This window comes from Puia sp. (assembly GCF_035546395.1).
Lineage (GTDB): Bacteria > Bacteroidota > Bacteroidia > Chitinophagales > Chitinophagaceae > Puia.
Window position 1 is genome coordinate 289,118 of the sequence record NZ_DASZXR010000002.1, and the last position, 12,475, is coordinate 301,592.

Sequence of the window (12,475 nt, forward strand, 5' to 3'; positions counted from 1 at the left end):
TCAACGCACCGCCAGCTGCTGCCGGTGCACGGCCTGGTAACTTCGCTTCCACTCCTGCCGCACCGCGGCATCCGGCCCCCGCATCAGCAGGATATAACTTTTATATTCCGTCGAATAAGGATGCGTCACGCTATCCACGATCGCCGCGGAAGCCCAGTTCTTCATACAGGTCCGGTCCGGGGTCGTCACGATGTAAACGTCCCGCTCATAATACGCCGGTGGCGTCCATAACGCATAGCTGGCCCGGCATCCCATCACCGGCGGCAACGAATACTTGGGCGCATAGTAATCCAGCGCCCCTGCTTCCCCGCAGTTCCCGCCGCCGTTCAACAATGCCCCGACCCGATCGACGCTGTCGAGCGATTCATAGGCCTTCGCCGCCTTCATCGCCATCTCCTCCCAGCCCAGCATATCCGCAAAGCAACGCGGCAGCGCATGGTCCCGCCGGTCCGGCCAACGCAGAAAGCCCAACCGTCGGAACAACGGAACCCGCGAATAATATCCCACCAGCTCCTTTGGCGGCATCATCGGCAGGAAACCCGTATCCAGCACGCATCCAACCACCACCACAAATACGGCCAAGCCCACTCGCCACCGGCGCGCCTCCCCGATGAAAAGCGCGCCAAATCCGAACAACACCGGGTAAACGCCCAACGCATTCTCCGCTCTGCTCCTCCCAATCACAACGGACGACAATACGCCCAACACCATCCAGCCCACCCATCGATACTCCTTGCCCGCATCGGTCCCAAATACCCAGTACAATCCTGCCGTCCAAATAACGAACCCCGGTAGATTGAAAACTAATTCGTCCCGCAGCAGTTCGATCCGCGACACCAATCCGTGGCCAAAGCCTGCCCCTAAAGGCCAGTCATGCAGCACCTGCCAGATCAGGTTCGGGATCAACAGCAGCACGCCGATCAAAAAAGCAAAATAGAAATGCAGGTTCCTCAACACCTTCCGCCCGGGCGTCAGCAGCATTCCGATCAATACCCACGCGGAAAATAACAACACCGTATATTGACTCAACACCCCAAGTCCAAATCCGAGTCCCGTCAGGTACAGTCCACCCGCCTTACCCGTTCGGCTATATCGCACAAGCCCATAAACCATCAGGGTCTCGAAGCAGACGCCGGGGAAATCGGGCGATAGCATAAAATGCACCCGCAGAAAAACGCCAAAGACAAAGGGAAGAAAAGCAAGCAGAAGCGCCGGCCGTCCGCCGCCGAAAAGAAGGATCATCCGTCCGACAAGTACATAGGTGATCGCGCCGAACATCGCCGGCCAGAACTTGATCCAGAAAAAGCCGCCGCCAAAAAGATTCGAAACCGCGGTCAAAAAAGACAGGAGCGGCGGCGATCCTATATAGCCCCATGACAAATGCTGACCTTCCGCCAAATATAGAAATTCGTCCCGATGCGGCTCATAGACAGGATGTTGCAAAAAGAACGGCAGCGCAAACTTCACCAAAGCAAGCCCATAGACCATCAACACAAGGCCCGGACGCCGCGATATGGAGGATGCATGCTGCACATTCCAAGGTCACGCCCGCCCCATCAAATGTTGCATCGCCCAAAAGCAAATCTACGCCGCCGCACGCACCAGCCAGCCCGCAGCATCACCCAGCCGCACACCACCCCCGCACCGCGCCGCTACTCCACCGGCAACCCCACCGCCTTACCCGGCGGCAACACGCTCAGCCGGTCCCCGATCCCCAACGCCGCAAAGGACTTCTGCAAGGTCTCGGAACTCTCGGTAAAATGCGACCATCCCTCAAAATGCAACGGCAGGATCATGGCCTTCGGAAAAGCACCGGCGGTGTCCAGCACATCATTCGCTCCCATGGTCACATTGAAAGGTCCCCTCGGCTTCGCAGCCCCCGCAAATACAAAAACGTTCTGCGGTTGAAATCGTTTCGCCACTTCCTCAATACCCTCATAGAACACCGTGTCCCCCGTCAGGTACAGCTCGAAACCCCGGTCGCCCTTCACAGTCACGATAAATCCCGTCACATCGCCGGTGATCTTCTCGATGCCCGCCGGGCCATGCCGGGCCGGTGTGCCCGTGATCACGATCTCATCCCCCTCAGGACTCTTAAAGGTCGCAGTCTCCCAGGGCGCCAGCCCCTTCGCATTACCGCCCAGCCGCTGCGCACCTGCCGGAGTAGTAAGCACAGTGCCCACCGCCGGCAGCAAAGCCCTGCCCGCATGATCGAGATTGTCACCATGCTGATCATGACTCAAAAGAACGATATCGATCTCACCGATATCCGCCAATGCCGGACCCGCCAGCTTTGAATAGCCTGGCCGCCCGTTTATCTCAAAACTCACCCCCGCAGGGTCCAATGTAGGATCGGTCATCAGCCGCAGCCCGCCAATCTCCAGGATGACGGTAGGTCCGCCAACGTAGGTAACAGTATAAGAAGGATTCATAATCAAATAAAGTCCGGCACGGTCGTGAAAAAGGTCTCGAACGCCTCCACATGCGAACAAAGTCCTTACCCAGTGCGGTGCATCAACAAAGGCAAAAACAGCTTTGTTCGATCGGTGGTCGACTTTTTCATACCGTTATATTAAACGGTTGCGGCAAAACATCGGACAATGACTATGCATTGGGTTTCGCCGGCCGGGGAAACCGGTAGAAGAAGATCCCCGCGAGAATGGGCAGCAGGTAACACTCGAAGATCGTGAGCCGCTCCCGCTCGAAGAAGGTGAAAGATCGGAAGAGGAGCATACAGGGAGCCATGGTAAGCAGCAGCGCGAGAACGGCGGTGGTGATCCGCAACCGCATCATCGTCCAATGCTGGTGAGAGAGGTATGAGGTTGACCCCCAGAAAAGCAGGAAAGAAAGGAGGGAAGAGCCAAAGGCCACAACGATGGAAAACCCCCAATAGAGCAGGAACTCACTAAATAAGGTCCCGCCGTCCTGGTCCTGCACCATCAGACAGCACCAGAAGAGCAATGGCCCGATAATAACGCTGGCAAGCCACACCTTCAGACAGTAAAAGAACACTTTTGCGGACATACTGTATCTTTAAGGCTGTACTAAATATAAGAAAAAATCCGACACAATGACGGGATTAACAATCGCAGGCTTTATTGTTTTTGGGGGGGTGGGCGCCTTGGTGGGCGGCTGCATAGCCTGGCTTTGGGCGAAGACCCGTCATTCGGACGAAAAGGCCCGGTCCGCCGCCGAAAGGTCTGCCCTCTCCGCCGACCTCCGCCTCGCCCAGGCCGCCAATACCACGCTCGAACAGCGCCTGCAGGACCAAAGCCGCGACCTCGAAGCCCTGAACCGAAAGTTCAGCGCAGAGTTCGAAAATCTCGCCAACCGCATTCTCGAAACAAAGGCCGAGCGGTTTACCCAGCTGAATAAGAATAATTTGGAAGCGCTCCTGACGCCGTTGGGCAAGACGATCAATGAGTTCCGCGATCAGGTCAACCGCGTATACGACGCCGAATCCAAAGAGCGCTTCTCTCTCGGCGTGAAGGTTAGAGAGCTTGCCCAGCTCAACCAGCAGCTGAGCGAGGACGCAAAGAACCTCACCCGCGCCCTCAAAGGCGAAGCCAAAACCCAGGGCCGCTGGGGCGAGGTGATCCTCGAATCGATCCTCGAAAGGTCCGGCTTGCGGAAAGGGGAGGAGTTTTTTATGGAATACCAGCTCTACGATGCGGAAGGCCGCCCCCTCCGAAGCGAGGCGAAAGGCAGCCGCATGCGCCCCGATGCCATCGTCCGCTACCCCGACGACCGGCAGGTCATCATCGATGCAAAGGTCTCGCTCAACGCCTTCGTCCGCTTCGTCGAGTCCCCCGACCCCGAACGCCAGCGGACGGAATTACAGTCCCACGTCCGTGCAATAAAGGATCATATCCAGGACCTCAGCACAAAGGCATATGACGATTACCACAAGACCCTCGACTTCGTCATGCTGTTCATCCCCAGCGAAGCCGCCTACATCGCCGCGCTGCAGGGCGACCCCGATCTCTGGAACTTTGCGTACGATCGCCGCATCCTGCTCATCAACCCTTCCAACCTGATCGTCTCCCTAAAGCTCATCGTCGATCTCTGGAAACGCGAGTACCAGAATCTCAACGCCCAGGCCATCGCCGACCGCGGCGCAAAACTCTACGACAAGTTCGCCGGATTCGTCAAAAACCTCCAGTCCGTCGGCCAGGCCCTCGACGCCGCTCAAACCAGCTACGAAGACGCCTTCAAACAACTCAGCACCGGCAAGGATAATCTCGTCATCCAGGCCACCAAACTCAAAAATCTCGGGATAAAAACAAAAGGAGAATTACCGTCCGCGCTTCTCAACGACGCTTCGGCAGAGGAGGAATAAACTGTACAACGTCTTCGGTCTTTAGACCACCCACACTCAATTCCTGGGCCATGCGGCCAAAACCAGCCTCCCCGTAAAGCCAAGCCACCGCCAAATCCAAAATTCATTAAATTTGATAAACCACAAGATCATGCGGAAATTCGGCATCTACCTGCTCTTCGTCGCAGTGGCGGTCGTCATCACCACCATCTACGGCGTCGTCCACCACCAGCTCACCTTTTCCGCCAGTCCCGAATACTATACGAAATTCAAATTCATCCAGACCAACCTCGCCGATACCGTCGCCGCCCAGCACATGACCCAGCCCCGCAGCGCCGTCGTCATCGCCGCCGTCAAGACCAGCTATCCCATCGGCCTCGCCATCGGTATTGTCATCGGCCTCATCGCCCTGTTCTTCCCCACCGCCGATACAATGTTCCCCTCCGCCCTCCAGGCCCTCGGACTCATCCTGGTGATCTCGGCGGCTATGGCCCTCTTCTGTTACTATTCCACCTCCAACGCCCATATGGGCTCGGGTATCTACGATCCCTTACCCGGCCATCTCCCCGACCTTGCCAACAAACAGGCCTTCCTCCAGGCAGCCTCGATCCAATATGGCATCCTCCTCGGCTATGTCGTCGGCGGGGCCGCCGCCCTCCTCTTCCTTTTCGTCCAAAATGGCCGCATTCGCCGAAGACTCACCGACAACGATATCCCATCCGGCGGAGCATGATCCGCTCGATGCGTAGGAACCGGGACATATTTCCCCTGGAAACCCCTTGCCCTCAATACCCGGGATTCTGCCCCAACCCCGGATTCACCTGCGTCTCCCGGAACGGGATCGCATAGATCAGCTTATTGGGGGCCACATTATACGAACTCGGTAACAAAAACGGAAACGCCTGCTTCTGCAGCACCCCATAACCCGTCATCACCGGAATCGCCTGTCCCGTCCGCAACAGATCGAACCACCGGTGATTCTCAAACGCCAGCTCCACCCGCCGCTCATGCGCGATCGTATCCCGTAAAGATCCCTGGTCAGCCGCCGTCGACGCCGGCAGTCCCGCCCGCATCCGCACCATATTGAGATAGGGTAGGGCAGCCCCCGGCTGCCCCTGCTCGTTCAGCGACTCGGCCAGCATCATCAGCACATCCGAATACCGGTATACCGGCCAGTCGTCATCGGTATTGTATATCAACGGAGTGTTATAAGGAGGATTGAATTGTTTCTTAATGAAGCGGTGCGCCAATGATGTCGTATACCCATACCCCTTGCCCGCCGTGTCGAGGTTGGCCAATATCGAAACCACGCTGTCCGGAATGAAATCGGTCTGCGCATTCAAATGCCCCTTGATCACCCCAATGCTGGCATCCAGCCGCGTATCACCCGGCTCATAGCTGTTGATCAGATCCTGCGTAGGGATATTCCAGCTGCCCTCCGTATTGTTGTAGTTGGCCGACGCCCCCAGGATCCCCCCGGTCGCCGGTGTCGTCGGAATGAAATAATAAATGAACTGGCTGGCCTGCCCATCCGTACCCGACTTATATTGAACTTCAAAAACACTCTCGGTCGAATTCTTATTCGCCGTCTTGAAGACATCCGCATAGTTTGGCAACAACGCATACCCCATCTGCGTCACCGACTGGAACAACGGCGCTGCCTTATCATATTGCTTCAAAGTCAGGTACACTAACCCCAGCTCCGTCGCCACCATCCCCCTGGTGATCGCCCCCGATTGAGGCCACTTCGACGGTGGCGAAAGCCGTCCCAACGCATCGGTCAGATCGGCCTCGATCTGCGTATACACCGCATCCACCGGACTCCGGTTCACCACCGCGTTCTTCGCATCCGTCACCTCATGCAGGTACAAGGGAACGGAGCCAAACAACCGCACCAGCTCGAAATAGTAATGCGCCCGTAAGGCCTCGGCCTGGCCGATCACCTGGTTCTTGGCGGAATCATTCATATCGGCCGGCGGACTCGCCATCTTATCAAGGATGATATTGGTCCGTTGAATGCCCTGGTAATCCGCCGTCCAAAGGGTCTGGATCGTCGTATTGGCGGAATTGTCGAGGAATTCCGCCAGCTCCTCGGCGCCGCTGCCGCCGCGGTCCTTCGCATTATAATCGAAAAATGTATTATCGGCCCGCATCTCCTCGAGATAGAAAGCCACATTCGCAGCACTCCGCAACGGCGCATAAGCCCCGGCCAACGCCTCCTGGAAGTCCGAAGCGGATTTAAAAAAATTACCCTCGTTCACCTGCCCCTCCGGGTACAACGTGACGAATTTCTTGCTGCAAGCCGCCAACGACGCAAATGCAATAAACAAAGTGATATTTCTCATAAAAGCGCATTAAAAGGTCTAAAAATTTACATTCGCCCCAAACAACACGACCCGCGGAATCGGATACGACCCCCCATCCAGCCCCGCCTGCGTCTGGTTGTCCTTCGTGTCATTCACCTCCGGGTTCTGCCCCGGATACTTGGTAAACAGAAAAGCATTCTGCAAACTCGCGTACACCCGGACGCTCTTTATATATCGCAACATCTTCTTCCCGAATGTATACCCGAGCGTAATGTTTTTCACCGCCAGGTAATCCCCCGAGAACACCCACGTACTATTGACCAACCTGTATAGCTCCGTCGAACCGCTGCGGGTACCCGGCACCTTGCCGTTACCCGGGTTCTCCTCGCTCCGCCACCGGTATTGCATGCTCTTCTCGAGGTTGAAGACCCCATCCAGGTTATGCAGGTTTTGCAGATTGGTGTTCATGATCTTGTTCCCCACCTGCCCGGCCACCACCACGCCGAGATCAAAACCGAGAAACGAAAAATTATTCGTCATCCCATAGATGAACTTCGGATTCGTCCGCCCCAGAAAGGTCCGGTCCTTGATCGTGATCGTATCATCCCCATTTACATCTCTCATCCGCGCCGACCCTACCACCGAGGTGGCATATTTCGGATACTTGGTAAAATCCGACACATTCATATAGACGCCGTCGAAGACAAACCCATACAGCTCCCCGATCCGGTGCCCCACCTGCGTCCGGTTATAATCACTGTACATACCCGTCCCGCCGATCGGCGTATTGTTCACCAGCGAGAGCACCTTGTTGTCGTTGAACGAAATATTGAAATCGGTCGTCCAGCTGAACGGCCCCTTGATGTTGTCCGTACTGACCTGGATATCGTGTCCCCAAATCCGGAACGTGCCTTCATTATACTGGATCGAAGAATACCCGGAAGCATATGGCACCGGCAGCGGCGACAACATCCCCTCCGTTCGCTTGTTGTAGTAATCATAACTGATATTCACCCGCCCGTTGAACAAGGTCAGGTCGGCGCCCAGGTCCAGCTGTTTCGAAGTCTCCCAGGTCAGGTTGGGATTGCCCAGCGTCGTGATCGATTCGCCAAGCACCGTACTGCCGTTCATGACGTAGTTGGTAGCGCTCAACAGCGAGGTCTGCGTATAGTTGCCGATATTGTAATTGCCGGTCAACCCATAGCTCCCCCGGAATTTCAAAAAGGATAGCACCCGGGTCTTGGGAAAGAACTTCTCCGAGCTCACCACCCAGGCCGCCGCGCCCGAGGGGAAGGTCCCGTATTTCTTGTTGACGCCAAACCGCGAGCTTCCGTCATTGCGGATCGTCCCCGACAGAAAATACTTCTTCTTATAATCATAGTTGACACGCGCCAGCGCCGACGCCAATGTCCACGATGTACTGTTCGAGGTCCCGGTCGTGGTAGTCGCCGCCGAGATCCACGGGGTCTCATCGGTCGCAAACCCGGTCCCCGTGATGCTCCGCAGACTCTCATAGAATTTCTGTGTCGTATATCCCGCAAGGACGTCCAGCGAATGATCCCCGAAATGCGTAGCATAGGTCAGCAGATTCTCATTGGTCCAGGAATAGGAATTGTTGGAATTGTTCATCGCCTGCGAGGAAGAGGGCTGCCTGGGTGGGATCACGCCAAAATTGCCGAACTGCGTGCCGTAATACGCATTGTAATCCTGGTTGAGGATATCGCCGTTGATAGTCGACCGGGCATGCAGCCCGTGAATGATCTCGAGATCCACATACGCATTCCCCAAAAAAGAAAAATTGGTCTGATCGTTATCCATGATCCGCTCCTGCTGCAAATAATTGGGCAAGGCATACATCCCAAAGGAAGCCGTAGACAGACTATACACTCCTTTACCCTTCCACGGCGAGATCAGCGGCGAAGAAAGATCTGCACCCGCGACCACCTGCCGGTTGCCGTTCAACGAAAGGATGCCTCCCCGCGTATTGTGATCTATCTGGTAGGCGGGGGCGATATTCAATCCCAGTTTTACCCGCGAAATAGGCCGGTATTCGGCATTGGTCCGGAAGGCAAACCGCTTCGTACCCGTATTATACAGCACCCCGTCCTGGTTGAAATAGGTCATCGTAGTGCTCGAGGACACTTTATCGGTGCCCACCGAGTAATTCACCGAATAATTCTCCATCGGTGCGGTATGGATCAAAGCTTTGTACCAGTCCGTGCCATTGCCGTATTGACTGGGATTGGCGTAATCGGAAGGGATCGCCGCCGTTCCTGTCGTCGGGTTCACCCAACCTTCATACGCGATCTTGTCGGCATAAAATCCCTGCATGAACGTAGAAAACTCCCGCGCATTCATGAGTTTGGGCCGCCCCCGCTGAGGCACCGACTGCAGGCCATAATAAACGTCCGCGGTAACGCTGCTCTTTCCGATCTTCCCCGTCTTCGTGGTTATCAGGATCACTCCATTCGAAGCCCGGCTCCCATAAAGCGAGGTCGCCGCGGCATCCTTCAGTACACTATAGGACTCGATCTGGTTCGGATCGAGCAGGTTGATGTCCCCCGTCCCACCGGCCGCATCGCTGTTCAACGGCTGCCCGTCGACAACGACGAGCGGTTGATTGCCGGACGAAAGCGAAGCGGCGCCCCGGATGCGAAAGACGATATTGTTACCCGGAATGCCGCTCGTTTGTTGGATCTGTACCCCCGCCGCCTTTCCCTGCAGCTTCTGGCCAAACTCGGTCGCGGGGATATCCGCAACCGAGGAGGCATCGACCTTGACCACGGCGCTCGACAACTCTTTCTTGGCCTGCTTCCCATAGCTGACCGTCACCTGCTCCAGCGTGTTCGCATCCCGGTCCAGTGTCACCGATATCGTCAGCTTATCGCCGACATCCACCTGCGTCGTCAGATAACCGACATGACTGAACACCAGCGTCGCATTCGGCGGTACCCGGATACTGAAAAATCCCCGCGCATTGGTGGAAACGATACCCTTGCCCGAACCCTTTACTTCCACGCTCGTGCCCGAAAGATCGTTCGCCCCGGGCAGGTGTACGAAACCGGACACTTTCGTCCCGCCGCCGGTGTCTGCCACCGAACTATCTCTCGCCGGTAAACTATCGCTTCGGGATCGTGTCGCGCACCTGCGCGGCAACATTCAAAAAAGAAAGGGAAAACAGAATACAAAGGCAGACAGCAGCGCCTCTCATCCGCACGCTGGAGGATAAAGTAAAATTCATCATAGACGGCTATTTGAAAAGGTGATAGCGCGTCAATAAACCTGTATTTCTATGCTGTCAAATACAATGCCATTAAAAAACGAAATGTTTCGTATATTTAAAGAGTCTCAGAAACGAATCGTCCCCCTATATCCTTTTCCGATCGGGATAGACTCCCCACCTATCTCGATCATCTCCGCCGTATAGGAGCTAATCCGGCGGATTGCCACGATATAACTCCGATGCACCCGCCGGAACAAATGCCCCGGGAGCAACGCTTCTATTTCCTGCGTCCCCATCTTCGTCAACCATTCGCCGCCGGCCGTCCTGATCCGCACATACTCCCGCTGACTCTCGATATAAACGATGTCGTCAAAAAATATTTTCACCCGCTTCTTCTGCACCGGCACGAATATATAGTCTCTTTCCACCCCAACAATCCCCACAGCCGGCACCTTATTCACCGCCGCCAAAAATCGATCATACTCCACCGGCTTCAATAAATAATCCGTCACGTTCAACTCAAAGCCCTCCACCGCATACTGGTGGTAGGCCGTAGTGATGATCACCGCCGGGGGTCTCGCCAGCGTCCGCAAAAAATCCATCCCCTTCAGCTTCGGCAAATGAATATCCAAAAAAAGCAGGTCGACAGTCTCCCGTCGCAAATACTCGGCCGCCAGGATCGCATCCTTGAAACTGCCCTGCAGCTCCAGGAAAGGCGTCTGTGCGATATAGTCCGCCAGCACCTTTACCGCCAGCGGCTCGTCCTCCACGATGATGCATCTTATCTTAGACATGACTCGCAAGATTAATGGTCAGGGTCGCACAAAACTCCGTCCCCCGCCGATCTACCGCCAGTTGGTGTTCGCCGTACAACAGCTCCAGCTGCCGGCGCAGGTTCGAAAGCCCGATATTCTCCCGCGGCTGCTCGCCTTCGTCCAACCCATCCGCGGAATTCCGGACGACAAACGACAGCCTCCTCTTCGCCACCGATAAATGGATATCGACAAACGGCCGGTGCCTCGTCTCGGAAGCCCCATGCTTGAACGCATTCTCCACCAGCGGCATCAGCAACAGCGGCGGCAGCGACTGCTTCATATCCTCCACGTCATAGTTGAAGTTCACCCGCAGCGATTCGTCATACCGCAATTTCTCCAGCGAGATGTAATCCCCGATGATCCGCAGTTCCTCCTCGATGGCGATATACGCGCCGCCGGCTTCATAAAGCATATACCGCAGGATCTTGGATAACCGCAGGATCGCCTCCGGCGCAAGGTCCGACTTGATCCGCGAAAGCGAATAGATATTGTTCAGCGTATTGAAAAGGAAATGGGGGTTGGTCTGTGATTTCAGGTAGTTCAGCTCCGCTTGCTGCTTTTCGATCTGCAGCTCCTGCGCCCTTTTCTTCAGCCGGTTATGGTTATAGATATACAGGATGACCCCATAGAACAGGACTGCCCCCATACTGAATTCCATCTGCGTGGAAACTTCATGGGACCCCGCCGGAATCGGCGTATAGAACCCGATCGCAACGGCCAGCTGCCGCCACAGGTACAAACCTTCCGAAAACAAAAAGAGATACGCTACACCCCAAAGCAAGCTGCGGCCAAACCGCTTCCAGCTCAACCCCGGCGCCACATATTCAAAGAGGAGATAGACCAGCGGGATCACAAAGATCAATCTCCAGGCATCGTTCAGGGTCCTCACCCCGGCATTCCCATCACTCTGTGACAGGTTATGCATGACGCAGATTACGCCATAGGCCAGGGTGATCCAGCCATAGACGCGAAGCCGTGGTATGTCGATCCGTAATGCCATCCGGCAATAAATATCGGAAAATTGTTCGGGCATTTCCAATACCCCGATCCCGTTGACCCCCAACCCCCGTTGGTAGACCCTGCCCGGTCGTCTGTTGATGCTCCTTGCAATCCAACCGGTAAAACAATAGGTTTATAAAAAAAATAAACCATGCACAAGACGATCCAGTTTGGCGAAGACGTTCCCGGTTACTCCATCCGGGTCCTAAACGAACGCGAGATCAGGGCCGCCGCCGGCATCCTCTTCCTCGCCACCTTTATCTCCCTCATGCTGATCCTCTTCAACAACAATTTCGTACCGGTAAAGTACGTCATCACCCTGTTCTTCGCCGACTTCCTCATCCGGGTCTTCATCAATCCCCGCTTCGCCCCCATGCTCATCCTCGGCAGGATCATCGTCCGCGGCCAGACCCCGGAATACGTCGGCGCCCGGCAAAAAAGATTCGCCTGGGCGATTGGCCTCTTCCTCTCCGCCACGATGTTCGTTTTCCTGGTATGGGTCAATGCCTATAGCCCCATCACAGGCATCACCTGCCTGGTCTGCCTCATCTTCCTCTTCTTCGAATCGGCCTTCGGCATCTGCCTCGCCTGTAAATTTTATTCCCTCGTTTTTCGAAAAAAGGTGCAATACTGCCCCGGCGAAGTCTGCGACCGCAAGACAAGACAGGATATTCAAAGGACCACCGTCGCCCAATGGCTCATCCTGCTGGCCTTCATCGCATTTCTCTATACGCTGACCACCTACGCATCCAGCTTCTACCACCGAAAACCCTACGATCTCTTCGGTCTCTACACTTCGGCAAAACCGAAATAA

10 protein-coding genes are annotated in these 12,475 nt (G+C 55.6%); 3 read left to right on the plus strand and 7 right to left on the minus strand.

The window, feature by feature from the left end:
- The 3 genes from VHE34_RS02330 to VHE34_RS02340 all read right to left on the minus strand — a co-directional run bounded on the left by VHE34_RS02330 (window position 1) and on the right by VHE34_RS02340 (window position 3,024).
- Window positions 1-1,533: a glycosyltransferase family 39 protein gene (locus VHE34_RS02330; RefSeq protein WP_325584161.1), complete on the minus strand. Its 1,533-nt coding sequence runs from the start codon at window positions 1,531-1,533 to the stop codon at window positions 1-3.
- A gap of 119 nt (window positions 1,534-1,652) precedes the next feature.
- Window positions 1,653-2,432, minus strand: a complete 780-nt coding sequence (locus VHE34_RS02335; protein ID WP_325584163.1) for an MBL fold metallo-hydrolase — start codon at window positions 2,430-2,432, stop codon at window positions 1,653-1,655.
- A 172-nt stretch (window positions 2,433-2,604) separates the two neighbouring features.
- Window positions 2,605-3,024 carry a hypothetical protein gene (locus VHE34_RS02340; protein WP_325584166.1) on the minus strand — a complete coding sequence of 140 codons (420 nt, stop codon included), beginning with the start codon at window positions 3,022-3,024 and terminating at the stop codon, window positions 2,605-2,607.
- A 46-nt stretch (window positions 3,025-3,070) separates the two neighbouring features.
- On the opposite strand from VHE34_RS02340, the gene VHE34_RS02345 reads away from it, so the two are divergent.
- A complete protein-coding gene (locus VHE34_RS02345) occupies window positions 3,071-4,339 on the plus strand; it encodes a DNA recombination protein RmuC (RefSeq protein ID WP_325584168.1) in 1,269 nt (422 codons plus the stop codon).
- 112 nt (window positions 4,340-4,451) lie between these two features.
- Complete coding sequence (locus VHE34_RS02350) at window positions 4,452-5,051, plus strand: hypothetical protein (protein ID WP_325584170.1); 600 nt, start codon at window positions 4,452-4,454, stop codon at window positions 5,049-5,051.
- A 52-nt stretch (window positions 5,052-5,103) separates the two neighbouring features.
- Here the strand turns inward: VHE34_RS02350 and VHE34_RS02355 are convergent, their stop codons facing one another.
- The 4 genes from VHE34_RS02355 to VHE34_RS02370 all read right to left on the minus strand — a co-directional run bounded on the left by VHE34_RS02355 (window position 5,104) and on the right by VHE34_RS02370 (window position 11,662).
- Window positions 5,104-6,663: a RagB/SusD family nutrient uptake outer membrane protein gene (locus VHE34_RS02355; protein ID WP_325584172.1), complete on the minus strand. Its 1,560-nt coding sequence runs from the start codon at window positions 6,661-6,663 to the stop codon at window positions 5,104-5,106.
- Window positions 6,664-6,681: 18 nt separating this feature from the next.
- Complete coding sequence (locus VHE34_RS02360; RefSeq protein WP_325584174.1) at window positions 6,682-9,720, minus strand: SusC/RagA family TonB-linked outer membrane protein; 3,039 nt, start codon at window positions 9,718-9,720, stop codon at window positions 6,682-6,684.
- A gap of 252 nt (window positions 9,721-9,972) precedes the next feature.
- A complete protein-coding gene (locus VHE34_RS02365) occupies window positions 9,973-10,641 on the minus strand; it encodes a LytTR family DNA-binding domain-containing protein (protein WP_325584176.1) in 669 nt (222 codons plus the stop codon).
- Entirely contained in the window at window positions 10,634-11,662 is a 1,029-nt protein-coding gene (locus VHE34_RS02370; RefSeq protein WP_325584178.1) for a sensor histidine kinase, read from the minus strand. Before VHE34_RS02370 ends, VHE34_RS02365 begins: the two co-directional genes overlap by 8 nt.
- A gap of 150 nt (window positions 11,663-11,812) precedes the next feature.
- Here VHE34_RS02370 and VHE34_RS02375 point away from each other — a divergent pair, with 150 nt between their 5' ends.
- Window positions 11,813-12,475 (plus strand): DUF4395 domain-containing protein, encoded by a 663-nt coding sequence (locus tag VHE34_RS02375; protein ID WP_325584180.1) that lies wholly within the window; start codon window positions 11,813-11,815, stop codon window positions 12,473-12,475.

Excerpts from the sequence above, each read along its gene's own strand:
- VHE34_RS02345 (WP_325584168.1), top strand. The coding sequence starts at position 3,071 with ATGACGGGATTAACAATCGCAGGCTTTATTGTTTTTGGGGGGGTGGGC.
- VHE34_RS02355 (WP_325584172.1), bottom strand. The coding sequence starts at position 6,663 with ATGAGAAATATCACTTTGTTTATTGCATTTGCGTCGTTGGCGGCTTGC.
- VHE34_RS02335 (WP_325584163.1), bottom strand. The coding sequence starts at position 2,432 with ATGAATCCTTCTTATACTGTTACCTACGTTGGCGGACCTACCGTCATC.
- VHE34_RS02370 (WP_325584178.1), bottom strand. The coding sequence starts at position 11,662 with ATGGCATTACGGATCGACATACCACGGCTTCGCGTCTATGGCTGGATC.
- VHE34_RS02375 (WP_325584180.1), top strand. The coding sequence starts at position 11,813 with ATGCACAAGACGATCCAGTTTGGCGAAGACGTTCCCGGTTACTCCATC.
- VHE34_RS02340 (WP_325584166.1), bottom strand. The coding sequence starts at position 3,024 with ATGTCCGCAAAAGTGTTCTTTTACTGTCTGAAGGTGTGGCTTGCCAGC.
- VHE34_RS02365 (WP_325584176.1), bottom strand. The coding sequence starts at position 10,641 with ATGTCTAAGATAAGATGCATCATCGTGGAGGACGAGCCGCTGGCGGTA.